Source organism: Saezia sanguinis (assembly GCF_003991585.1).
GTDB lineage: Bacteria > Pseudomonadota > Gammaproteobacteria > Burkholderiales > Burkholderiaceae_C > Saezia > Saezia sanguinis.
In genome coordinates this window covers 1-22,868 of the sequence record NZ_PQSP01000012.1, presented here as the reverse complement: position 1 = coordinate 22,868, position 22,868 = coordinate 1, and the positions used below count along the sequence as shown (strand labels likewise).

At 54.5% G+C, this 22,868-nt stretch carries 22 protein-coding genes and 1 pseudogene; 20 read left to right on the top strand and 3 right to left on the bottom strand.

The window, feature by feature from the left end:
- Nucleotides 1–24: 24 nt before the first annotated feature.
- Complete coding sequence (locus tag CUZ56_RS14240; protein ID WP_126981081.1) at nt 25–903, bottom strand: NAD kinase; 879 nt, start codon at nt 901–903, stop codon at nt 25–27.
- 115 nt (nt 904–1,018) lie between these two features.
- On the opposite strand from CUZ56_RS14240, the gene CUZ56_RS14235 reads away from it, so the two are divergent.
- Genes CUZ56_RS14235 through CUZ56_RS14225 form a run of 3 tightly spaced genes read left to right on the top strand, consistent with a single transcriptional unit; the run spans nt 1,019 to nt 3,936 of the window.
- Nucleotides 1,019–2,311 (top strand): lipoprotein-releasing ABC transporter permease subunit, encoded by a 1,293-nt coding sequence (locus CUZ56_RS14235; protein ID WP_126981080.1) that lies wholly within the window; start codon nt 1,019–1,021, stop codon nt 2,309–2,311.
- Nucleotides 2,304–3,014, top strand: coding sequence for an ABC transporter ATP-binding protein (locus CUZ56_RS14230; protein ID WP_239442563.1), 711 nt, complete (start codon nt 2,304–2,306; stop codon nt 3,012–3,014). Before CUZ56_RS14235 ends, CUZ56_RS14230 begins: the two co-directional genes overlap by 8 nt.
- Nucleotides 3,015–3,069: 55 nt before the next feature.
- Complete coding sequence (locus CUZ56_RS14225; protein WP_126981079.1) at nt 3,070–3,936, top strand: TatD family hydrolase; 867 nt, start codon at nt 3,070–3,072, stop codon at nt 3,934–3,936.
- On the opposite strand, the gene CUZ56_RS14220 is transcribed toward CUZ56_RS14225, so the two are convergent.
- On the bottom strand, nt 3,897–4,733 hold the full coding sequence (locus tag CUZ56_RS14220) for a mechanosensitive ion channel family protein (RefSeq protein WP_126981078.1): 837 nt from the start codon (nt 4,731–4,733) through the stop codon (nt 3,897–3,899). The two genes, CUZ56_RS14225 and CUZ56_RS14220, sit on opposite strands and share 40 nt — an antisense overlap.
- Before the next feature lie 97 nt (nt 4,734–4,830).
- Between CUZ56_RS14220 and CUZ56_RS14215 the strand changes: the two genes are divergently transcribed.
- The 5 genes from CUZ56_RS14215 to CUZ56_RS14195 all read left to right on the top strand — a co-directional run bounded on the left by CUZ56_RS14215 (nt 4,831) and on the right by CUZ56_RS14195 (nt 10,167).
- The gene (locus tag CUZ56_RS14215) at nt 4,831–5,361 is read left to right on the top strand and encodes a DNA-deoxyinosine glycosylase (protein ID WP_126981077.1); all 531 of its coding nucleotides are present in this window, start codon (nt 4,831–4,833) and stop codon (nt 5,359–5,361) included.
- A 36-nt stretch (nt 5,362–5,397) separates the two neighbouring features.
- Complete coding sequence (locus CUZ56_RS14210; protein ID WP_126981076.1) at nt 5,398–6,183, top strand: class I SAM-dependent methyltransferase; 786 nt, start codon at nt 5,398–5,400, stop codon at nt 6,181–6,183.
- A 90-nt stretch (nt 6,184–6,273) separates the two neighbouring features.
- Nucleotides 6,274–8,148: a GspE/PulE family protein gene (locus tag CUZ56_RS14205; protein ID WP_404948047.1), complete on the top strand. Its 1,875-nt coding sequence runs from the start codon at nt 6,274–6,276 to the stop codon at nt 8,146–8,148.
- A gap of 106 nt (nt 8,149–8,254) precedes the next feature.
- Entirely contained in the window at nt 8,255–9,199 is a 945-nt protein-coding gene (locus tag CUZ56_RS14200) for a DMT family transporter (RefSeq protein ID WP_126981075.1), read from the top strand.
- Nucleotides 9,200–9,384: 185 nt separating this feature from the next.
- Nucleotides 9,385–10,167, top strand: coding sequence for an SDR family oxidoreductase (locus tag CUZ56_RS14195; protein WP_126981074.1), 783 nt, complete (start codon nt 9,385–9,387; stop codon nt 10,165–10,167).
- A 65-nt stretch (nt 10,168–10,232) separates the two neighbouring features.
- Here the strand turns inward: CUZ56_RS14195 and CUZ56_RS14190 are convergent, their stop codons facing one another.
- Nucleotides 10,233–11,150 (bottom strand): tetratricopeptide repeat protein, encoded by a 918-nt coding sequence (locus CUZ56_RS14190; protein WP_126981073.1) that lies wholly within the window; start codon nt 11,148–11,150, stop codon nt 10,233–10,235.
- Nucleotides 11,151–11,622: 472 nt separating this feature from the next.
- Here CUZ56_RS14190 and CUZ56_RS14185 point away from each other — a divergent pair, with 472 nt between their 5' ends.
- The 12 genes and pseudogenes from CUZ56_RS14185 to CUZ56_RS14130 form a co-directional block, all read left to right on the top strand.
- A complete protein-coding gene (locus CUZ56_RS14185) occupies nt 11,623–12,072 on the top strand; it encodes an HIT family protein (RefSeq protein WP_239442557.1) in 450 nt (149 codons plus the stop codon).
- Between the two features lie 239 nt (nt 12,073–12,311).
- On the top strand, nt 12,312–13,043 hold the full coding sequence (ubiE, locus tag CUZ56_RS14180; RefSeq protein WP_126981072.1) for a bifunctional demethylmenaquinone methyltransferase/2-methoxy-6-polyprenyl-1,4-benzoquinol methylase UbiE: 732 nt from the start codon (nt 12,312–12,314) through the stop codon (nt 13,041–13,043).
- Between the two features lie 80 nt (nt 13,044–13,123).
- A complete protein-coding gene (locus tag CUZ56_RS14175; RefSeq protein WP_239442555.1) occupies nt 13,124–14,101 on the top strand; it encodes a Tim44 domain-containing protein in 978 nt (325 codons plus the stop codon).
- Between the two features lie 4 nt (nt 14,102–14,105).
- Nucleotides 14,106–14,675, top strand: coding sequence for a hypothetical protein (locus CUZ56_RS14170; RefSeq protein WP_126981071.1), 570 nt, complete (start codon nt 14,106–14,108; stop codon nt 14,673–14,675).
- 3 nt (nt 14,676–14,678) lie between these two features.
- Nucleotides 14,679–16,256: a ubiquinone biosynthesis regulatory protein kinase UbiB gene (gene ubiB, locus CUZ56_RS14165; RefSeq protein ID WP_126981070.1), complete on the top strand. Its 1,578-nt coding sequence runs from the start codon at nt 14,679–14,681 to the stop codon at nt 16,254–16,256.
- A 110-nt stretch (nt 16,257–16,366) separates the two neighbouring features.
- The gene (locus CUZ56_RS14160; protein WP_126981069.1) at nt 16,367–16,633 is read left to right on the top strand and encodes an FmdB family zinc ribbon protein; all 267 of its coding nucleotides are present in this window, start codon (nt 16,367–16,369) and stop codon (nt 16,631–16,633) included.
- A gap of 8 nt (nt 16,634–16,641) precedes the next feature.
- The gene (locus CUZ56_RS14155) at nt 16,642–17,307 is read left to right on the top strand and encodes a DUF502 domain-containing protein (protein ID WP_126981068.1); all 666 of its coding nucleotides are present in this window, start codon (nt 16,642–16,644) and stop codon (nt 17,305–17,307) included.
- Nucleotides 17,308–17,349: 42 nt separating this feature from the next.
- On the top strand, nt 17,350–19,155 hold the full coding sequence (aspS, locus tag CUZ56_RS14150; RefSeq protein WP_126981067.1) for an aspartate--tRNA ligase: 1,806 nt from the start codon (nt 17,350–17,352) through the stop codon (nt 19,153–19,155).
- A 307-nt stretch (nt 19,156–19,462) separates the two neighbouring features.
- Nucleotides 19,463–19,840: a 30S ribosomal protein S12 gene (rpsL, locus tag CUZ56_RS14145; protein WP_126981066.1), complete on the top strand. Its 378-nt coding sequence runs from the start codon at nt 19,463–19,465 to the stop codon at nt 19,838–19,840.
- Nucleotides 19,841–20,015: 175 nt separating this feature from the next.
- Complete coding sequence (gene rpsG / locus CUZ56_RS14140; protein ID WP_126981065.1) at nt 20,016–20,486, top strand: 30S ribosomal protein S7; 471 nt, start codon at nt 20,016–20,018, stop codon at nt 20,484–20,486.
- Nucleotides 20,487–20,582: 96 nt separating this feature from the next.
- On the top strand, nt 20,583–22,688 hold the full coding sequence (fusA, locus tag CUZ56_RS14135) for an elongation factor G (protein ID WP_126981064.1): 2,106 nt from the start codon (nt 20,583–20,585) through the stop codon (nt 22,686–22,688).
- 103 nt (nt 22,689–22,791) lie between these two features.
- Nucleotides 22,792–22,868, top strand: a pseudogene (locus tag CUZ56_RS14130) (GTP-binding protein); the annotation flags it as partial.

Below are 22,868 nucleotides of genomic sequence, written 5' to 3'. Positions count from 1 at the left end.
GCCAACGGGTTAACGGGTTGGGCTTTAATTGTTGCCGGCATACCAGCGCAGTTTGTTGCGCAGGGTTTCGTAGTAGCTCCAGTCCAGCGGGTGCAAAAAGCGTACTCTCTGGTCGGCGGCGGTGAGTATGACCTGGTCGCCCAACTGCAGGTTGGCCAATGACTGCGTGTCAAACGTGGCGCTGGACTCGCGCCCGGCCACGAGTTCGAGCGTGACAATGCCGTCATCGGGCAGCACGATGGGGCGGTTGGACAGTGTATGCGGCGCAATGGGTGCGAGTATCCAGCCCTGAATGCCGGGGTAGAGAATCGGCCCACCGACAGAAAGGGCATACGCGGTGGAGCCGGTGGGGGTGGAGACGATGACGCCGTCGGCCCACAGGTTGGTGACAAAATGGTCATTGACTTCAACGCTGACATCCACCATGCCGCTGGTGCTGCCACGGTTGATGACCACTTCATTGAGCGCCAGCGCGGAAAAAATGGGCTCTCCCTGCCGCCAGACCTGTGCGGAAATCATGGAGCGTTTGTCTTCGGTGTAGTTACCGGAAAGAATCTGGCGCAGCGCTTCTTCGTAAGCGCTGGGTGAAATGTCGGTAATAAAGCCGAGCCGGCCCTTGTTGATGCCGACCAATGGCATGTTGTATGCAGCCAGGCTGCGGGCCACGCCCAGCATGGTGCCGTCGCCGCCGACCACAATCACCAGATCGCATTGCGGACCGATCTGTTCCATGGAAAGAGAGGGGAATTTTTTTTCCAATCCCGCATCTATAGCACTTTGCGCTTCGATAACCACATGAGCGCCCAGGCCGGTGACGAGCTGGGCAATAGAGGCCAGCAGTTCACGGCTGCTTTGTGACTGGTATTTACCAACCAGAGCAATGTGTTGAAAGTGTGTTTCCATGGTGTACTTATTACATCATATCTGATCTGGGTTATGCTAGCGGGAGTTTTGAATTTTGTCGAATACAATGAGAGGTTAGGTCGGGCATATGTCCCAGGACTTCTACAGGTGAGAGATGCAGTTTCCTTATGAGCTTCAGTTAGGCTGGCGTTATACCCGTGCCGGGCGAGCCAGTGGCCGCAATGGCTTTATTTCTTTTATTTCGGGCGTGTCGATGCTGGGCATTGCGCTGGGGGTGGCCACGCTGATCATTGTGCTCAGTGTGATGAACGGCTTCCAGAAAGATGTGCGCGACCGCATGCTCAGCGCGCTGCCGGCAGTCAAAGTCATGAGCCTGCAAGGGGAAGGGATTCCGAACTGGGAGCAGTTTGTTACCGCCATCAAGCAGGTGCCTGAGGTGCTGGCGGTATCGCCGCTGGTGCAGGAGCAGGTGCTGTTGACCAACGGCGATGAAATGATTGGCGCCATTGTCAGCGGCATTGACCCGCAGCAGGAAGCACATATCACCGAAGTAGCGGCACAGCTTCACCAGCGGGGGGATCTGCAAAAACTGGCTCCGGGCAGTTTTGGCATTATTCTGGGCGATGTGCTGGCCAGACAACTGCGGGTACAGGTGGGTGGGCAGGTCACCATTGTGGCCCCTACCGGCCAGATGACGCCGGCGGGTGTGATGCCCAGGCTCAAGCAGATGACGGTGGTGGGTATTTTCAGTTCCGGCCATTACCAGTATGACGCTGGTATGGTGATGATCAATATTGAGGATGCGCAGCGCCTGTTCCGTGTCGACGGGCCGACAGGCATCCGGGTGGAAATCAGCGATATGCAGCGGGCACAGCAGGTCAATCAGGCAATCCGGCAACGCTTGGGGCAGCCTGATATGGCGCAGGCGGTAAAGGATTCCAGAGGGTTGTATGTGACGGACTGGACGCGCGAAAATCAGGAGTGGTTCAAGGCGGTGCAGGTCGAGCGGCGCATGCTGTTCATTATTCTGACGCTGATTGTGGCGGTGGCGGCGTTTAACCTGGTATCCACGTTGGTGATGACGGTAACCGATAAGCGGGCCGATATCGCCATTTTGCGCACGCTGGGCGCGCGGCCGGCCTCCATCATGAGCATTTTCATGGTGCAGGGGGCAACCGTCGGGGTGCTCGGCACTTTCCTGGGCGTTGGTTTTGGCACACTGATCGCCTACTATGTCGGCCCGATTGTGGGTTTTATTGAGGCGCTGTTCGGGGTGCGTTTTATTGATGGCGGGGTTTATTTCCTGAACTATCTGCCAAGCGACCCGCGCCTGTCGGATATTTTGACGATTACCGCCATTTCTTTGGCGCTGGCTTTTGTGGCGACCATCTATCCGAGCTGGCGGGCGTCACGGGTGAACCCGGCGGAGGCACTGCGCTATGAATAACGATTTGATGACACCTGTCACCGTATTGCAGGCGCAGAACCTGAGCAAGCGTTTTGTGGAAGGCAGTGGCGCCGGACGCATTGACGTTACCGTGCTCAGCGGCGTGGACCTGACGGTGAACAGGGGCGAAACACTGGCGATTGTGGGCGCGTCAGGATCCGGCAAAAGTACGCTGCTGCATTTGCTGGGCGGGCTGGATAAACCCACCACGGGGCAGATCAGCCTGATGGGGCGTCCGTACACCAGCATGTCGGTGGCCCAGCAGGGCGTATGGCGGAATCGGTATATGGGGTTTGTCTATCAGTTTCACCACTTGCTGCCGGAACTGACTGCACTGGACAACGTGGCAATGCCGCTGCGTATCCGGCGAATGACGACAGAAGCAGCCCGCGCGCAGGCGCTCGAGGTGCTGGAGCGTGTCGGACTGAAGCAGCGCGCGCAGCATCGCCCGTCTGAACTCTCCGGTGGAGAGCGGCAGCGCGTTGCGATTGCACGCTCTTTGGTGACTGGCCCGGCCTGTGTTCTGGCTGATGAACCAACCGGCAACCTTGACAGGAACACCGCAGATATTGTGTTTAACCTGATGCTGGAAATGGCGCAGGAAAAGGGCACGGCATTTGTTGTTGTGACGCACGATGAGGCGCTGGCCGAGCGATGCGGGCAGGTGGTTCGCCTGGATCAGGGGCAGTTCAGCGCAACATAACCATTACGGTACCAGGCGGCCTTTTTCATGATGCTGATAAAGGGAGGAAAACCGGATGTGGATTGACAGCCATTGCCATTTGGATGCTCCTGAATTTTTAGCAGACCGGGAAGGTGTTTTTGCTCGCGCTCGCCAGGCCGGGGTGACCCAGATGGTGATTCCGGCGGTGGCGCCGCTGCACTTTGATATGGCTGCACAACTGGCGGCAGCACAACGGTGTGCTTATGCTTTAGGCGTGCATCCACTGTGGATGGGGGATGATTCTTCAGACAACCAGCGCGAAGCCGATGAACAAGTGATGCAGCAGGTACATGCTGCATGGCAGCGTTATGCCGCTGATCCGCGACTGGTGGCTGTGGGTGAGATTGGACTCGATTATTTTGTAGAAGGCCTGAGCCGGGAACGCCAGTGGTTTTTTTATACCGAGCAACTCAAGCTGGCGCGGCAATACGGTTACCCGGTGATTTTGCATGTGCGCAAGTCAGCCGACATGCTGCTTAAAGGGCTGCGGCAATTTCCGGTCAGCAGCGGTATTGCCCACGCGTTCAACGGCAGTGAGCAGCAGGCACAGGCATTCATGGATCTGGGGTTCAAACTGGGGTTTGGCGGGGCCTGTACTTTTGAGCGGGCCCGGCAGATACGGCATCTGGCGCAGACACTGCCGCTGCAGGCGCTGGTACTGGAAACGGATGCGCCGGACATGCCGCCGCAATGGCTTTACCGCACCGCTGAACAGCGTGCACAAGGAGAGCCGCAGGGGCGCAACGAACCGGCACAACTGCCCCGGATTGCCCAAGTGATTGCGCAGTTGCGTGGCATGCGGCTGGATAAACTGGCTGAAGCTGCCCGCGAAAACACATGGCAGGCGCTGCCTAAGCTGCGTCAGCTGGATGGCGATGCAGCGCCGTTGCCGCCGGTGTGATCAACAATGTGCAGTTCAGACCTGGGCGTGCCAATGCTGCGGATGACCTGTGCAATGGCCTTGGTGCTGTCAGACTGTACCTGGCTGTAGTTTTCGGGGGCTGCAAACGGGCAGATGCTCAGGCGCGTGCCGTCAACCGTGAACTCGGCAATCGAGATGGATGGCACAGGGTTGGTTCTGACATTGGGAATGGCGCAGATGGCTTCTTTAAAACGGTTCATGGCCTCCTGCGGATCAATGCTGTACGGAATGGTGATGCTGCAGTCTATCCGCCGGTAGGGCAGCGCACTGAAGTTCTGAATGGTGTCGGAAAAGATTTTGTTGTTGCCAACAATGGTCTGCACATTACCGGCAGCGATGATGGTGGTGGTGAAGACGCCGATATCAGTGACAACACCATTGATGCCGGCCGCCGTAATGGTATCGCCGACTTTGAACGGGCGCATCAGTTGTATGAAAACGCCGGCGGCAAAGTGGGCCAGCAAACCACCCCATGCAGTGCCTACGGCCAGGCCCAGGCCGGCAAGTAACGCGGCAAATGAGGTTGTCTGAATGCCGAAAATGCCGAAGATGGAAAGTATCAGCAGCAGTGTCAGCAGCCAGGAAATGATTTCACGGATGTAGAGTACCAGCGTGCGGTCAACGCGCTGGCCTTTTTCCAGAATACGGCTGAAAATTTTGGCAACCAGTTTGATGGCCCAGCGTCCGACAAACCAGATCAGCAGGGCACTGATGATTTTCAGGCCGAGGTCGGTCGCGTGTGTCAGTAAAAAATTCCAGGTTTCTTCCGTGTTCATAAGCGTATGGATTCAGTCAGTATGCGAAGCAGGGCAATCCATTAAAATGGGCCGTCAATTCTGATGGCCTAACTTTAGCATTAAATATCACAACACAATGCGTTCCATTCAAAAAACGCAAGCCTCGCTGCAAGGCTTGCCTGCAGTCATACAGCACGATGCGGTGCTGGCCATATTGGGAAGTTTTCCCGGCAAGGCTTCTTTGCAGGCGCAGCAGTATTATGCTTTTGCCAGAAACCACTTCTGGCCGATCATCGGGACTTTGCTGGGAACACCTGATTTACAGCAGCGGGCATACGCTGAAAAACTGCATTTTCTGGTGCAGCACAGAATTGCGTTGTGGGATGTGTATGCCGCCTGCCAGCGCGAAGGGAGCCTGGATGCGGATATTCAGGCCGGGGAGCCGAATGACCTGGCCTTGTTAAAGCAGTGGGCCCCCGGGCTGAAGGTGATTGCCCATAATGGGGGCGCAAGCGCCAAGTTCAAAAAACAGACATCTTTGCTGGGTGTGCAGGTGGTGCAACTGCCATCCACAAGCCCGGCCAATGCGAGCTGGAGTTTCGAGCGTAAATTGGCGGCATGGCGGCAGGTGTTTGTACAGGCTGGTATATTGGGTGAAAACAAATAACGGGAAGGCACAGTTGGTTGTGGTGAGCGATAGCAAATGAAAAAAGATTTACCTGAGGTGTTTTTTTCTGAAGAGTCCGGGGTGCGGCATTTGCACCTGGGTACGCATGACTGGATTCAGGGTTCCATGCGGGTGCGCAAACCGTTTGAGATTGAGCTGGAGTATGTGCAGCGGATGATGGCCTGGCTGCTGTTTTTTGACCCTGAAACGGTTGACCAGCGCCATGCCATGCAACTGGGGCTGGGGGCCGCGGCCATTACCAAGTTCTGCTATAAAAAACTGCGCATGTTCACGACTGCGGTCGAGTTGAACCCGCAGGTGGTTGCGTTATGCCATAGCTGGTTTAACCTGCCGCAGCCGGATGAGCGGTTGCAGGTGGTGGTTGCCGATGCGTCGGATGTGGTGGCTGATCCGGCCCGGCTTGGCTCTGTTGATGCTTTGTGTGTGGATATTTATGATGACCAGGCCCTTTCGCCTGTGCTGGATTCTGTCGAGCATTATGCACACTGCTACGGATTGCTGAGTGATGATGGCGTGATGACGGTTAATCTTTTTGGGCGCAGCGCCAATTTTCTGAAAAGCGTCATGCGCATTGCCCAGGGCTTTGGCATCGTGCTGCAGCCGGATGAAAAACAGAGCAGGCTGTGGCAGTTTGCCCCCACCGCGGAAGGCAATACCGTGGTGCTGGCCCTGCGCAGCGACCAGGTGCCTGAGCGTGCATTGCTGCAGCAGCGGGCGGAATATATTGAATACCGCTGGGGGCTGCCGGCGCGCAAATGGGTCAGGGGTTTAAAGCCAGTGACGTTAAAAGCAAAATCATAGAAACGGTAGCTGTGTTTTAATAGAGGTTGTATTTATCCAGCAGATCGCCGGTGACCGTGCCGGCGTACGGGTTGACAGGGACATATTTGAATGATGCAAGATCAAGATTCTTCTGACCTTCCGGAACAATCCAGTACGGAGAGTGAGTCCAAGGCTACTAAATCGTCTTCCAAGCTGTCGCGTTCGAAAAAGCCCAGCGCGCCGCATGGGCCTTTGCAGTGGCAGCAACTGGTTGAGTGGATGGAGGAAGACCGTATCATCAATGCAGATACGGCTGCACGCGTACGCGAGCGCCTGTCCGGAACCAGTTCGTCGCAGCACCCGCTGGTCCGGCTGGCGCAGTTGAACATGCGTGATTTTGACGAGAAAGAGGTGCTGGATATTGACAAGCTGACCCAGTGGCTGGCAGCACATGTCAAGATACCTTTTTTCCGTATTGATCCGATGAAAGCCGATGTCGGCCAGATTGGCGATATCATGTCGGTCGAATATGCCAAGCGGCATGAAATTCTGCCGGTGAAGGTCGGGACGGGTGACCTGGTGATTGCCACGGCACAGCCTTTTCAGACGACATGGATCAAGGAGATTGAGCATATTTCGCGCAAGCTGGTGCGGCTGGTGATTGCCAGCCCGGTAGACATTGCGCGCTACAGCATTGAATTTTTTACGCTGGCGAGGTCGGTGCGCGATGTGCAGAAGCGTGGCGGAGCGACGGCGGCGGTTTCTTTTGAACAACTGGTGGATCTGGGGAAAAGCGGCCGCCAGCTGGATGCCAATGACCAGGGCATTGTGCAACTGGTGGACTGGCTGTGGCAGTATGCTTTTGACCAGCGTGCCAGTGATATCCACCTGGAACCCAGGCGTGAAACGGGGAATGTGCGCTTTCGCATTGACGGTGTGATGCATACCGTATACCAGTTGCCCATGACAGTGATGAACGCGGTGCTGTCGCGCGTCAAGCTGCTGGGCCGTATGGACGTGGTTGAAAAAAGGCGTCCTCTGGACGGGCGTATCAAAACCCGCACGCCTTTGGGCGCCGAGGTTGAAATGCGTTTATCGACATTGCCGACGGCATTTGGCGAAAAAATGGTGATGCGTATTTTTGACCCGGAAACCACGGTCAAAAATATGGAGGAGCTGGGTTTTCCGAGCAAGGAGGCCAGGGAGTGGGAGGATCTCACGCACCGGCCCAACGGTATTATTCTGGTGACCGGCCCCACAGGTTCGGGGAAAACGACGACGCTGTATTCAACGCTGAAAAAGCTCGCGACCGATGAGGTGAACCTGTGCACGATTGAAGACCCGATTGAAATGGTGGACCCGGCGTTCAACCAGATGCAGGTGCAGGCCAATCTGGATATCGGTTTTGCCGACGGGGTGCGCGCTTTGATGCGGCAGGATCCGGACATTATCATGATCGGGGAGATCCGTGATGCGGAAACCGCCAATATGGCAGTGCAGGCGGCCTTGACGGGGCACCTGGTGCTTTCAACGCTGCACACCAATGATTCCCCTTCGGCAGTGACCCGGTTGATGGATCTGGGGGTGCCCGGCTACCTGCTGAGCGCAACATTGCTGGGGATTCTGGCCCAGCGCCTGGTGCGGACTTTATGCCCTGCGTGTAAACAGCCGGACGATGCTTTTGACCGGGAGGCTTTTGCGCAACTGGCCAGCCCCTGGCGCCTGAACGGAGAGTCGCACCCGTACAAACCGGTTGGTTGTCTGGAGTGTCGCAATACCGGATTCAAAGGTCGTGTGGGGCTTTATGAAATGATGGTTCTGGATGAGGTGTTCAGAAAACAATTGAGCAAGTCGCCCGATCTGGATGGTCTGCGGCGCACGGCGATCAAGCAAGGCCTCAAGCCACTACGGCTGGCCGGGTTGCTCAAAGTCGGACAGGGGATTACGACGGTGGCCGAAGTTATTGCGGCAACACCGCCCATAGAAACCGGATCTGAGGATTAACGCGGCTGGGAAGATGGTCATTACAGCCATTACACAGCAGTTTCTGCGCCTGGCTTTTATGAAATAGCGACAAGGCCAGCACATACTGCGGCAAAGTAACAGATTTATGAGCGCCAGTGCGGCTTCCTCCTCTCAGACTACCACTTCGAATGGCGGCGATGTGCCGCCGGCATCGCTGTGGCCGGGTATTTTGATTGCCTTGTGTGGCGCGATAGGTTTTTCGGGCAAGGCGATCATCATCAAAATTGCCTATCGTGATTATGCGATTGATGCGGTAACGTTGCTGATGCTGCGCATGCTGGTGGCATTGCCTTTTTTCCTGGTGATGGCCTGGTGGGCCGGGCACGGGCAGGCCAAACTGTCCGGCCGGGAGAAATGGGTGGTCGCCGGGCTGGGCTTCAGTGGCTATTATCTGGCCAGCATGCTGGATTTTCTGGGGCTGCAATATATCAGTGCCAGTCTGGAACGGCTGATCATGTATGTGACGCCATCGATCGTGCTGTTGCTGGGCATGTTTCTGCTGGGGAAAAAGGCCGGACTCAGGCAATGGCTGGGCATTGCCGTGAGTTACGCGGGGGTGTTTCTGGTTTTTGGTCATGAAATCAGTTTTGCCGGAGATCATCTGGTGCTGGGTGTGGCTTTGTGTTTTGCCAGTGTGCTGTCCAATGCGGTGTATCTGCTGTACAGCGGCGAAACGGTGAAAAAGCTGGGAGCGCTGCGACTGACGGGGCTGGCCAGCATCTGGGCATGTGTTTTTTGTATCGGACAGTTTGTGCTGACCCGCTCATGGGCCGATTTTCAGAGCATACCGGCAGGCGTCTGGCAATTGTCATTGCTCAACGGTACGTTGTGCACGGTTGTGCCGGTGCTGTTGATGATGATCGGTATTCAGCGCCTGGGCGCGGCACTGGCCTCCCAGGTGGGAATGATCGGACCGTTATCGACCATCATGCTGGGTGTTTTTCTGCTGGGCGAGCCGTTTAATGCCTGGATTATTGCGGGAACCGTGCTGGTGATGGGCGGCATGTGGATTGTGGTGCGCAGGGCATAATGGCCGCTCAAGCCTGCCATGTGTATTGTTCAGTGCAGCACTCAGCCATGGCATGTGCAGAATGTGGCACCGCTGTTGAAAGGTGCAGAATGCGGCTGTGAGGCCGTGAATATACTGTGGTGTCATGGCTGTTAACTGGGTGTGGTACGTCAAAAGTGGCAAACGAATAGAAAGGGCGTTATTTTATGGATTTAGGGATTGCCGGCCGTTGGGCCATTGTGTGTGCGGCAAGTAAGGGGCTGGGGCGGGCCTGTGCGGCGGCATTGGTGGCCGAGGGTGTGAATGTGGTGATTGGTGCGCGTGGTGCTGAGCAGTTGAACCGCACAGCGCAGGAGTTGCGCCAGCTTCCGGGTGCAGGTCAGGTGATTGCGGTGGCTGGTGATGTGACCACCGATGAAGGGCGGCAGGATCTGCTGGCTGCTGCGCCGGTGGTTGATATTCTGGTGAATAACGCAGGCGGACCTCCTCCGGGAGACTTTCACGACTGGAGCAAAGAGGACTGGATGAAAGCGCTCAACGCCAATATGCTCACGCCGATTGAACTGATTAAAGCGACCGTGGATGGCATGATGCAGCGCCGTTTTGGCCGCATTGTGAATATCACTTCCAGCGCGGTCAAAGCGCCGATTGATATTCTGGGGCTTTCCAACGGTGCACGCTCGGGGCTGACCGGATTTGTTGCCGGTATTGCGCGCAAGACGGTGCGCTGTAATGTCACAATCAACAACCTGCTGCCGGGGTCGTTTGATACTGACCGGATTGCCAGCAATTTTGCCGCTACGGCCAGGCTTTCCGGCAAATCGGTTGCAGAGGTCCGTGCTGAGAAGGAAGGTGTGATTCCGGCGGGGCGTTTTGGACAGCCGCCGGAGTTTGGTGCGGCCTGTGCCTACCTGTGCAGCGCACAGGCAGGGTATGTAACCGGGCAGAACCTGCTGATTGATGGCGGGGCGTATCCGGGCACATTCTGATATTTTTTGAAAGTATTCATATAAAAAGGCTCTTGAGATAAGAGCCTTTTTGCATGCTTGAAGCATCAAAAACATGCATCGGTCAGTTGTTTCAGGCATTGCTCAGCCAGTTGTTGTGCATGTTCAAATGTGGCTTCATCTATGGATAAGAGGTCAGCGATGTTCTGCTGTAATTCCTGCAAAATATCAAAGCGTTCAACCAACAGAGTGGATGTTGTGTAGGCTTTTACTAAATCATTGAATTGGTCCAAGCCGCTGAGTTCGTTTTCATTTGGCTCAAAATAATACAAGGATAAAAGCAAAGGAGCTGTTATGCGCAACGGTTGCGGGCCAGAGTATGACGCAGCCAGTTCGTTGCGAAATCCCTGCATGGCCTTTTGTCTCCAGTCATGCGCTTGCTGCAGGTCTTGCTCAAGACCGTCGGTTCCGTTTTCATAGAATGAGGCGAGTCTGTTTTGCATACGGGCATTGCCTTGCTGCGCCTGCTGAATGATGCCGGGCAAAGCCTGCTGTTGCCAGTAGCGGACGCGTTCTTCATCAGGTTCAACACCATACCGGTTGCTGCTTTGGTACGCGCGGGCAAGTTGCAGTTGTGCTTGCAGATGCCCTTGTGTTGCAGCCTGTTCATAATAGGCCATACCGCGCTCTATGTTGGAGGTGATGCCATCCATCCCTCTGACATAAATTTCACCCAGCAGGAACTGCGCTTCCGCTTGCCCCTGGGCGGCAAGAGGTTCCAGCCCCGCGATGGATTTCTCACGCCACGATCTGGCTATCTCTTTGTTATGCACGGGGCCGTTACCGCCCATGCTGTGCAGCGAGGCCAGTATATATTGCGCCAATGGGTCGCCGCTATTGGCTTTTTGAATAATTTCATTGACTGGCAGGTGCCAGTAATCATCGGCGCTGGTGAGGGGCTGTTGTGTGGAGGTGCATGCACACAGGAAACAGGCGCAAAGGAATGAGACAAGAAGTCTGGTCATGGTTGAGTTTCTTTCTGCAGTGGTTATATGGATGGCAGGAGAAAATGCGACCTGGCCGCATGTATTTGCCAGCCCTTCATCGCAGGGCTTTGATGCATTGTATATAGATTGGCTGAATTGACCGTGATTACGCAAAGAGGTGGGTTAGGGATTTATGTATGCATTCCTGTCATGATTCTGTAGCGTGAGGGGGTACGTTTTGAGATAATCAAGGGTCAGAACGCATTAAATAGGGTGTTGCGCAAGGCGTTGGAGTGCGCCGCGTAATCAACTACGCAAGCACGAGACAACTCAGTGATGCGCTTCATGGCACATTTGCCCTTCGGGTTTGCTGGAATGAAGCTATTGACTGCGTTGCTCAGCTTGGCAAGGGCCTCGCCATTGCCTTCGCTTCGCGCCTTGTCCTACCCCCATTCCAGTAAACGCAATCTTTCTATTTAATGCGTTCTGACCCTAGGTTCAGGAGAAACGGATGATGCCATATTTGCAGGAATGTGTATTGTGTAACGCCGATGGTGGCATTCTGATTGCCTCAACGGATCGCTGGCGGGTGATCCGTGCGCTGGATCAGGAGGGATTTCCGCTGACTTACCGGGTGGTCTGGAATGCGCATGTGGCCGAGTTTTCGGATTTGTCACAGGATGAACGCCATGAATGCATGGCGGCTGTGGCCTGGGTCGAGCAGGCCATGCGCCGGTTTTTGCAGCCGCAAAAGATCAATCTGGCGGCATTCGGGAATATGGTGCCGCATCTGCACTGGCATCTTGTGGCACGCTACCCGTGGGACAGCCGGTTTCCTGCCTCTCCATGGGCGGCACCTGTGCGGGAGAACGCTGTGGAGCGCTGGGAGGCATTGTTGCCGCAACAGCAGCAGCTTGAGCAGTATTTATGTGACGATGTTGCTTTGGCGCATGGGTATTGACGGTGCTAGAAGCGCGGTGGGCCGTATCTGGTATGGCGTGTACATGGCATGGGGCGTGCGCTGGTTTTCAAAATGAATCCGCTGCTGTAGGGTAGATTCTGGCTTCCCGAATGAAGATCGGGGCGTTTGCGGTTATGATTACGCCATACTGATGCACGTTGAACAGATTGCTGTGTCCTGAATGCAAGGTGAGGGACCATGGTCTGCTGCATATTTCAATCGTCAAAGCATATTCAATCATGTCTACAACACATTTCGGTTTTGAAACAGTCGATGAAGAGGAAAAGGCTGCCCGTGTCCGGGGCGTTTTTGATTCGGTCGCGCGTCGTTATGACGTTATGAATGATCTGATGTCCGGTGGGCTGCACCGGATATGGAAGGCATATACCATCATGGCCTCCGGTGTGCGTGCCGGTCAGCAGGTGCTGGATATTGCAGCAGGTACCGGTGATCTGAGCAAGGCTTTTGCCAAAAAGGTGGGGCCAACAGGCAAGGTGGTCATGACCGATATCAACGAAGCGATGCTGAGCATTGGCCGGGACCGGATGCTGGATGCCGGCATGGCGGTGGAAGCGGTGGTGTGTGATGCGGAGAAACTGCCTTTTCCGGATGCGGCATTTGATATTGTGTCGGTGGCATTTGGCCTGCGCAACATGACCCACAAAGACAAGGCATTGCGTGAGATGTGCCGTGTGTTACGGCCCGGCGGGCGTTTGCTGGTGCTGGAGTTTTCCAAAGTTGCCAAGCCGCTGGAAAAGGCATACGACTGGTATTCGTTCAATGTGTTGCCGCGTATCGGTAAATATGTGGCCAAGGATGAGGACAGTTATCGCTATCTGGCCGAATCGATCCGGATGCATCCCGGGCAGGAAGAGCTCAAGGCCATGATGAAGGATGCCGGGTTTGGCCATGTGGACGTACATAATATGACGGCTGGCGTGGTGGCGCTGCACATGGGCATCAAGTGCTGAACAGTTGAGTATTAGGTTATAAGCGGGCAGTTCTTTGAAGGGGCTGCGCAGATGAAATATAAGCATGAGGAGATAGGTTAATGCAAGGTGTGATTTCAGGACGGACGTTTCCGGTTAGGCGTGCTGTGAATAAATGGGGACGTTTGCTGATGGTGCTGCTGACGGTGTTTCTGTTGCTGTGGGCAGCAACGGCGGATGCCCGGCGGCTGGGCGGTGGCGGCTCTTTTGGCCGTCAATCGCCAAGCGTGACAAACCGTTCTGCAACACAACCTACACAGCGCAACAATGCGCAAAACCAGCGCCAGACACCGCCACAGCAGGCCGGACAACAGCCGCGCAAACCCTGGGGCGGTATGTTGGGCGGTCTTGCTGCGGGCCTGGGGCTGGCAGCGCTGTTTCATTGGATGGGGTTTGGCCCGGTGTTGGGTGACATGCTTGGCACACTTCTGCTGGTATTGCTGGCGTTTGCCGCCATTACGTTTTTCATGCGCATGATGCGCCGGCCAGCACAAGCACAGCAGGCGGCAGGCGCTGGTGGAGCTGCTGCGGGCTGGAATCAGCCGCAGGCAACGCCGTTCCAGTCGAATCCGGCAACGGCGCCCGGTGCATGGGATGGCTCAGCCGCAACGGCTGGAAGCTCATGGGGGCGTATGGAGATTCCTGCCGGGTTTGATGTGCAGGGTTTTGAAGAGGTTGCAAAGGCTAATTTTGTGCGTTTGCAAAAGGCCTGGGATGCCGGCGATGTCAGCTCACTGAAAGCTTTTCTGACCGATGAAATGTATACCCTGATGAAAGGGCAGTTGGCGCAGCGCCATAACGATTTCAGCGGCACGACCAACCAGACGGATGTGGTGACACTCAATGCGCAGTTGCTCGGGATTGAAGATGTCGGCAATGAATACATGGCCAGTGTGGAGTTCAGCGGCATGATTCGCGAGAACCCGACGGCTGGTGCCGAGCCTTTTACAGAGGTGTGGAATCTGACCAAAGATAAAGCCGCGGCAAACGGCGGCTGGCTGCTGGCCGGGATTCAAAATATTCCTTCAACTCCACGGTAAGTGAATGATGAACTCATCAGATTTTTTTGCCAGTGTTTCTGCCCAGATGGAGCCGATTTTTTCGCGGCTTGCGGAGCTGGGTGAAACGTTCTCACAACCCATACGTGCCAAGGTGCTGCTGGTGTTTAACCACCTGATCTCCCAGGAGCCGGAAGCGGTTGAGCGTTTGCGCGTGTACGCCGGCAGGCGCGTGATGCTGGAGAGCCCGATGGGGCAGTGGCCGTTAACGATCACGCCAGCGGGGCTGTTTGAGGAAACGTCCAAGGATGACGTGCAAGCGGATGCCGGCAAGGCAGATCTGCATTTGAAAATGCAAACCCCCAGCCCGATGGATTTTGGCAATATGCTGTTCAAGGGGCAACGCCCGCCGGTGGCCATTGACGGTGATGCGGATCTGGCTGCAACATTTGCCTGGTTGGTGGATCATCTGCGCTGGGATTATGCCGAGGATTTGTCGCGCATTGTGGGCGATGTGCCCACACAGATTGCCATGGACCAGTTCAAGCAGGTGGTTTCCATGTTCAGGGGGTTTCTGGAAGCGTTCAGCAAACGTACCGGTGGTAAGAGCGAGTAGTTAATGCGACGTTTTTTGCGTTCTCTGTCTATTTTGCGTGTTGTTTTGCGATACCAGCTTGATGAGCTGGTGCTTTCCAATGTGCGTAACCCGTGGCTGACGCGTTTCAAACGGCTGGTGTTATTCGGGCGCAGAAAACCCACGTTGCCGCGTGGCGTGCGCTTGCGCTTGGCACTGGAGGAGCTGGGGCCGATTTTTGTCAAGTTTGGTCAGGTGCTTTCTACACGGCGTGACTTGCTGCCCGAAGATATTGCTGATGAGCTGACGCTGTTGCAGGACCGGGTGCCTCCGTTTGATTCTGACCTGGCCGCGCAGATGGTGGAAAAGGCGTTGCGGCGTCCCATTGCAGAGATTTTTGAGTCGTTTGAGCACGATCCTGTCGCTAGCGCTTCTATTGCGCAGGTGCATTTTGCAACCTTGCGCATGAACGATGGCACGCTGAAAGATGTGGCGGTCAAGGTGTTGCGCCCGGGGATGAGGCCGGTGATTGATCAGGACCTGGACCTGATGCGCTGGATGGCGGTCTGGGTACAGCGCCTGTCGTCAGAAGCCAAGCGGCTGCGACCGACTGAAGTGGTTGCAGAGTTTGACAAGTATCTGCACGATGAGCTGGATTTGATACGGGAGGCGTCGAACGCCTCTGAAATCCGGCGTAACATGCAGAACCTGAATATGGTGCTGGTGCCGGAAATGTACTGGGATTATTGCACCAGCGATGTGATTGTGATGGAGCGCATGAAAGGCGTGCCGATCAATCAGGTTAGCGTGCTGCGCGATGCCGGGGTGGATATTCCCAAGCTGGCGCGTGATGGCGTGACGATTTTCTTTACCCAGGTGTTTCGGGATGGCGTTTTCCATGCCGATATGCACCCCGGAAATATTCAGGTGAGTCTGGACCCGCAGACTTTTGGCTATTATGTATCGCTGGACTTTGGCATTGTCGGCACGCTGACCGAGGTTGATAAAGATTACCTGGCGCAGAATTTTGTGGCATTTTTCCGTCGCGATTACAAACGCGTGGCGGAGTTGCATGTGGAAAGCGGCTGGGTGCCTGCTGATACGCGCATTGACGAGCTGGAAGCCGCAGTCAGGGCAACCTGTGAACCCTATTTCAACCGGCCGCTGAAAGAGATTTCGCTGGGGCTGGTCCTGATGCGCCTGTTCCAGCTTTCCAGAAGGTTCAACCTGGAGATTCAGCCCCAGTTGGTATTGCTGCAAAAGACGATGTTGAATGTGGAAGGGCTGGGGCGCCAGCTTGACCCGGATCTGGATTTATGGAGTACGGCGCGGCCTTTCCTGGAAACCTGGATGAACGAGCAAGTTGGCTATAAGGCAGCCTGGCGCAGGTTCAAGGACGAGTTGCCACGCTATGCGCAATACCTGCCGGAACTGCCCCGCCTGTTGCATCAGGCGTTGCAGCAGCAGACTTTGCCGCCACAAAAACGTGAGGACGATCTGGCGCTGCTGCTGGCTGAGCAGAAACGAACCAACCGGTTGTTGCAGGCGGTGATCAGTGGCGGTATCGGCTTTATGCTGGGGCTGCTGGCCATGCAGTTGATTGTGCATATCCGGATTTTTTAAAAAATAGTCTAAAAGTATGTATTTGGCTGGCACTTCGTGCGCGGGGTGTGTGCTGAAATGGCAATTCGCCGTAAAATAAACAGTTTCAGTGATTTTTGAAAGAGCCAGAGATGCCGATTTATGCCTATCGCTGCAGCCATTGCGGTCATGAAAAGGATGTGCTGCAAAAGATTTCAGATGCTCCCCCGGCTTGCCCCGAGTGTGGGCAGAGTATGAGCAAGCAGGTGACTGCTGCTGCTTTTGATCTCAAAGGCAGTGGCTGGTATAAGACGGATTTTGCCTCACAGGGGTGTCCTGCCGCGGCATCTGCGAGCAGCGCGGACGAGTTGCCTTGTGGCGCTGCCGCATGTGGCTGCAAGGCGGCCATGGCCGATTAGGCTGATTTATGAGTACATTGCGCCGCTGGTTTCTGTCGGGTCTGCTGGTGTTGTTGCCCTTGGGGGTGACACTGTGGGTCCTGAGCCTGGCGCTTTCGTTGCTGGATGGTTCTATCGGCTGGTTGCCTAAGCACTGGCAGCCTGAGGCCTGGCTGGGGTTTCGCGTGCCGGGCATGGGCGTGGTGCTGATGCTGGTTGTGGTGCTGGCGGTTGGCGCGATTGCCAGTAATTATGTCGGGTTCCGGCTGGTTCGCTGGTGGGACGGTGTGCTGGGGCGTATTCCTGTGGTCCGCTCGATTTATTCGGGTGTTAAGCAGGTGTCGGATACCTTGTTTTCTGATAAAGGCCATGCTTTCCGGGAGGTGGTTTTGCTGCAGTTTCCGCGCCAGGGTATCTGGACCATTGCTTTTGTGACGGGCCACCCCGGCGGGGCTGTGGAAAAGTATCTGGATTCACAGCTTTATCTGAATGTGTTTGTGCCAACGGCACCCAACCCGACCTCCGGGTATTTTATTATTGTGCCACGCTCCGATGTGATTGAACTGGATATGAGCGTGGATGATGCGCTGAAAGTGGTGGTTTCCATGGGTGTGATTGTGCCGCCGGTCGTGCCGGCTGCACCCGATGGTGTGTTGGAAACAGGTGTTGAACAGAACGACGAAAAGTCGTCATAATTGTGTGTGTTACAGGCTGCGGATGCAGCAGAAAGTTTTCTCATGTCGATGCGTAGTCATTATTGCGGTCAGGTGACCGAAGCTTTGTCAGAGCAAAAAGTATTGTTGTGCGGCTGGATCAACCGGCGGCGTGAGCACAGCAACGTGGTGTTTATCGATTTGCGCGACCGTGAAGGTATTGTGCAGGTGATTTGTGATAAGCAGGATGATCCGGCGTTGTATGCTTTTGCGAATAATGAATTGCGCAATGAATACTGTATTCAGGTATCGGGCAAAGTGCGTGCGCGTACGGCAGAAACCATCAACCCGAACCTGCCTACCGGTAAGATCGAGGTGGTTTGTGAAAAGCTGGAGGTGCTTAACCCCTCTGTGTCTTTGCCATTCCAGCTGGATGATGAAAATCTCTCAGAGATGATCCGGCTGACCAACCGGGTGGTTGATTTGCGTCGCCCGCAGATGCAAAACAATTTGATGCTGCGCTACCGCACCACGATGGAAGTGCGCAAGTTTTTAGACGTACATGGCTTTATTGATATCGAGACGCCGGTGCTGACCAAGAGCACGCCTGAGGGTGCGCGTGACTATCTGGTTCCCAGCCGTGTGTATGACGGCGAATTTTACGCCTTGCCGCAAAGCCCCCAGTTGTTCAAGCAGATGCTGATGGTGGCTGGTTTTGACCGTTATTACCAGATTGTGAAGTGCTTCCGTGACGAGGATTTGCGCGCTGACCGCCAGCCGGAATTTACGCAGATTGATATTGAGACTTCTTTCCTGGAAGAGGGTGAAATCCGCGCGCTGTTCCAGGAAATGATCACGACGGTTTTTAAGAATGTTTTAGAGGTGGACCTGGGTGAGTTCCCGGTTATGCAGTTCAGTGAGGCGATGCGCCGCTATGGCTCGGACAAACCGGATTTGCGCGTGAAGCTGGAGTTCACCGACCTGACCGATGTGGTCAAGGATGTGGAGTTTAAGGTATTCTCTGGCCCGGCAACGACACCTGGCGGGCGTGTGGTGGGGCTGCGGATTCCTGCGGGCGGGCAGATGCCGCGCTCGGAAATTGACGGCTATACCGATTTTGTCAAAATTTATGGTGCCAAGGGGCTGGCCTGGATCAAGGTGAATGAAAAAGCCAAAGGCCGCGATGGTTTGCAAAGCCCGATTGTGAAAAACCTGCACGACCAGGCAATTGCCCAGATTCTGGAGCTGACCGGGGCGCAGGATGGCGATCTGATTTTCTTTGGTGCCGATAAGGCCAAAGTTGTCAACGATGCGATTGGCGCGTTACGCGTCAAGATCGGTCTGAGTGAGTTTGGCCGCAAGCATGGTCTGTTTGAAGACCGCTGGGCACCGCTGTGGGTGATTGATTTTCCGATGTTTGAGTATGATGAGGAAGATCAGCGCTGGATGGCGATGCATCATCCGTTTACTTCGCCTAAGGATGGGCATGAGGAATGGCTGGAGACAGCGCCTGAAAAATGTCTGGCCAAGGCCTATGACATGGTGCTTAACGGCTGGGAAATTGGCGGCGGGTCTATCCGTATCCATAAAGCAGCGGTTCAAAGCAAGGTGTTTTCTGCGCTGAAGATCGGGCCGCAGGAAGCGCAGGAGAAGTTTGGCTTCCTGCTGGATGCGTTGCAATACGGCGCACCTCCGCATGGCGGCTTGGCATTTGGGCTGGACCGTATTGTCACGATGATGACCAAGGCCGAAAGCATCCGCGATGTGATTGCTTTCCCGAAAACCCAGCGTGCGCAGTGTCTGCTGACCCATGCACCGAGCCCGGTGGATGAAAAGCAGTTGCGGGAGTTGCACATTAAATTGCGTAATCCGCACCCAAATGCTTCGTAAGGAACAGGGAAGGCGTTGTATATTTATGGTGCCTTCTGATTGGCCGCTTGCGAAAAAGGGGTAAACACGCTATACTGAAAAACTTTTCTATGCACAATAAGTCTCAAAATACTTGTTGTGCTCTTATGGCGTGCAGTGCTAAATGGTTGATTTTAAAGAAATTAACTTGGTGTTGCGGGGCTATTGAGGGCGGGGCTTTGGGGTGAAATATGCCAGAAAGTCTTGTGCATAAGAACACAATTCGTTTTATTTCATTGATTGCGTTGCTGTGAGCAGCTCAGCAACGTTTTTGTTTTAGGGACGCTTTATGCCAACCATCATGCAACTTGTTCGCCAAGGGCGTTCAACTGAAGTTGTGAAGTCCAAAAGCCCGGCTATGGAAAGTAGTCCGCAGCGCCGTGGTGTTTGTACTCGTGTTTATACAACGACCCCCAAAAAGCCTAACTCCGCTTTGCGTAAGGTTGCCAAGGTGCGCCTGACCAACGGATATGAGGTCATCTCCTATATTGGCGGTGAAGGCCATAACCTGCAAGAGCACAGTGTGGTGCTGGTGCGTGGTGGTCGTGTGAAAGATTTGCCTGGTGTGCGTTATCACATCGTGCGTGGTTCTTTGGACTTGCAGGGCGTGAAAGACCGCAAGCAGTCTCGCTCCAAATACGGCGCGAAGAAGCCCAAACAGGCTTAATTGGTTTCAGGTGGCCGGTGCCGTCTTTTTGATGGCGCTGGTTTTGGATTGGCCCTTTTTGTAGGGCTAAAGTAAGCGGTGCCGCTCAAAAAAAATGTTTTGGGAATGTGCGCCATCAGTCAGCAGGCTTTGGTTATTGGCTGCTGTGAGCTGAAGTTAAGTAAAGAGGTGAAAAATGCCACGTCGTCGTGAAGTTCCCAAACGGGAAATTTTGCCGGATCCGAAGTATGGTAATGTTGAAATTGCCAAGTTCATGAACGTGATCATGCAAAGCGGTAAAAAAGCCGTTGCAGAGCGTATTGTGTATGGCGCTTTTGATCAGATCGAGCAAAAAGCTGGAAAAGATCCGCTGGAAGTTTTTATTGCCGCTATTGGCAATGTGAAGCCGGTGGTTGAAGTGCGCTCACGCCGTGTGGGTGGTGCCAACTATCAGGTGCCGGTTGAAGTGCGCCCGGTTCGTCGTCTGGCTTTGGCGATGCGCTGGCTGAAAGAAGCCGCGCAAAAGCGCAGCGAAAAATCCATGGCGCAGCGTTTGGCTGGCGAGTTGCTAGATGCCACTGAAGGCCGTGGCGGCGCAATGAAAAAGCGTGATGAAGTGCACCGTATGGCTGAAGCCAACCGCGCGTTCTCACATTTCCGCTTCTGACGCGGCGCGCATTTGATTCGATTGTAACTGTATGAATTTGACGCGCTGCGAGTGAATTTGACCTCGCAGCGCTTTCCATTACCGGAGTAACACACTATGAGCCGTAAAACCCCGATTGAGCGCTACCGTAACATCGGTATTTCCGCCCACATCGATGCAGGTAAAACTACCACGACAGAACGTATTTTGTTTTATACCGGTGTCAATCACAAAATTGGTGAAGTGCATGATGGTGCTGCTACCATGGACTGGATGGAGCAGGAGCAGGAGCGTGGTATCACCATTACCTCTGCTGCAACAACAACGTTCTGGCGGGGTATGGATCACAACCACCAGGAACACCGCATTAACATCATTGATACCCCCGGGCACGTGGACTTCACAATTGAAGTGGAGCGTTCCATGCGTGTGTTGGATGGTGCCTGCATGGTGTACTGTGCTGTGGGTGGCGTGCAGCCTCAGTCTGAAACGGTTTGGCGTCAAGCTAACAAGTACAAAGTGCCTCGCTTGGCCTTTGTGAACAAGATGGACCGTACCGGTGCCAACTTCTTTAAAGTGGTTGACCAGATTAAAACCCGCCTCAAAGGTAACCCTGTGCCTATCGTATTGCCGATTGGTGCCGAAGAAAACTTCAAAGGCGTTATCGATCTGGCCAAAATGAAAGCCATCATCTGGGACGAGGCTTCTCAGGGCATGAAGTTCACATTTGAAGATATTCCGGCTGATATGCTGGAGCAGGCTAAAGAGTGGCGTGAAAAGATGGTTGAAGCCGCAGCCGAGTCTTCTGAAGAACTGATGAACAAGTATCTGGAAGAAGGTGATTTGACCGAAGAGGAAATCATCGAAGGTTTGCGTGTCCGTACACTGGCTAACGAAATTCAGCCGATGCTGTGCGGTACAGCGTTTAAGAACAAGGGCGTTCAGCGCATGCTGGATGCGGTGATTGAGCTGCTGCCTTCTCCGTTGGATGTGCCGCCTGTGGAAGGTCTGGACGAAGACGGTAAAGAAGCACACCGCAAGGCTTCTGACGATGAAAAATTCTCTGCACTGGCATTCAAGCTGATGACTGACCCGTTTGTCGGACAGCTGACTTTCGTGCGCGTGTACTCCGGTGTGCTGAGCAAGGGCGATACCGTGTACAACCCGGTGAAGGGTAAGAAAGAACGTATTGGTCGTATTGTGCAGATGCATGCCAATGACCGTAAGGAAATTGATGAGCTGCGCGCTGGCGACATTGCTGCTTGTGTTGGTTTGAAAGAAGTGACCACAGGTGAAACGCTGTGCGACACCAGTGCCATTATTACGCTGGAGCGTATGGAGTTTCCTGAACCTGTGATTTCTCAGGCGGTTGAGCCTAAGACCAAGGCTGACCAGGAAAAAATGGGTATTGCACTGAATCGCCTGGCTTCCGAAGATCCTTCCTTCCGTGTTCACACCGATGAAGAATCGGGCCAGACCATTATTTCCGGGATGGGTGAGTTGCATCTGGAAATTCTGGTGGACCGTATGCGTCGTGAATTCAGCGTGGAAGCGAACGTGGGCAAACCTCAGGTGGCTTACCGTGAAACGATTCGCAAGACCGTTGAAAATGCAGAAGGCAAATTCGTTAAGCAGTCTGGCGGTAAAGGTCAGTACGGTCACGTTGTGCTCAAGCTTGAGCCAATGGCCCCTGGAAGCGGTTTCGAGTTTGTGGATGCCATTAAGGGTGGTGTGGTGCCGCGTGAATACATTCCGGCTGTTCAGAAGGGTGTTGAAGACACGCTGAAGGCTGGTGTGGTTGCAGGCTACCCAGTGGTGGATGTGAAAGTCACACTGCATTTCGGTTCATACCACGACGTGGACTCGAACGAAAATGCGTTTAAGATGGCTGCTTCCATGGGTTTCAAGGACGGTATGCGCAAAGCGGATCCGGTTCTGCTGGAGCCTATCATGGCTGTTGAGGTGGAAACACCGGAAGAAAACATGGGTGATGTGATGGGTAACCTCTCATCCAAGCGCGGCGTGATTCAGGGGATGGATGACATTCCTGGTGGTGGCAAAACGGTTCGTGCCGAAGTGCCTCTGTCGGAAATGTTTGGTTATTCCACCTCTTTGCGTTCTATGACGCAAGGTCGTGCGACCTACACGATGGAGTTCAAGCATTATGCGGAAGCTCCGAAGAATGTGGCAGATGCGGTGATTAACGAACGTTCTGCCAAGTAATTTTGAGGAGGTGGTGCTGTTCATAAGACAGTGCCATCGCCGAAATTTTGTAACATTTGTAGTAAATACATTTACTTTTGCTCTTTGAAAGGAATAGAGAATCATGGCGAAAGGCAAGTTTGAGCGTACGAAGCCCCACGTGAACGTGGGCACGATTGGGCACGTAGACCACGGCAAGAC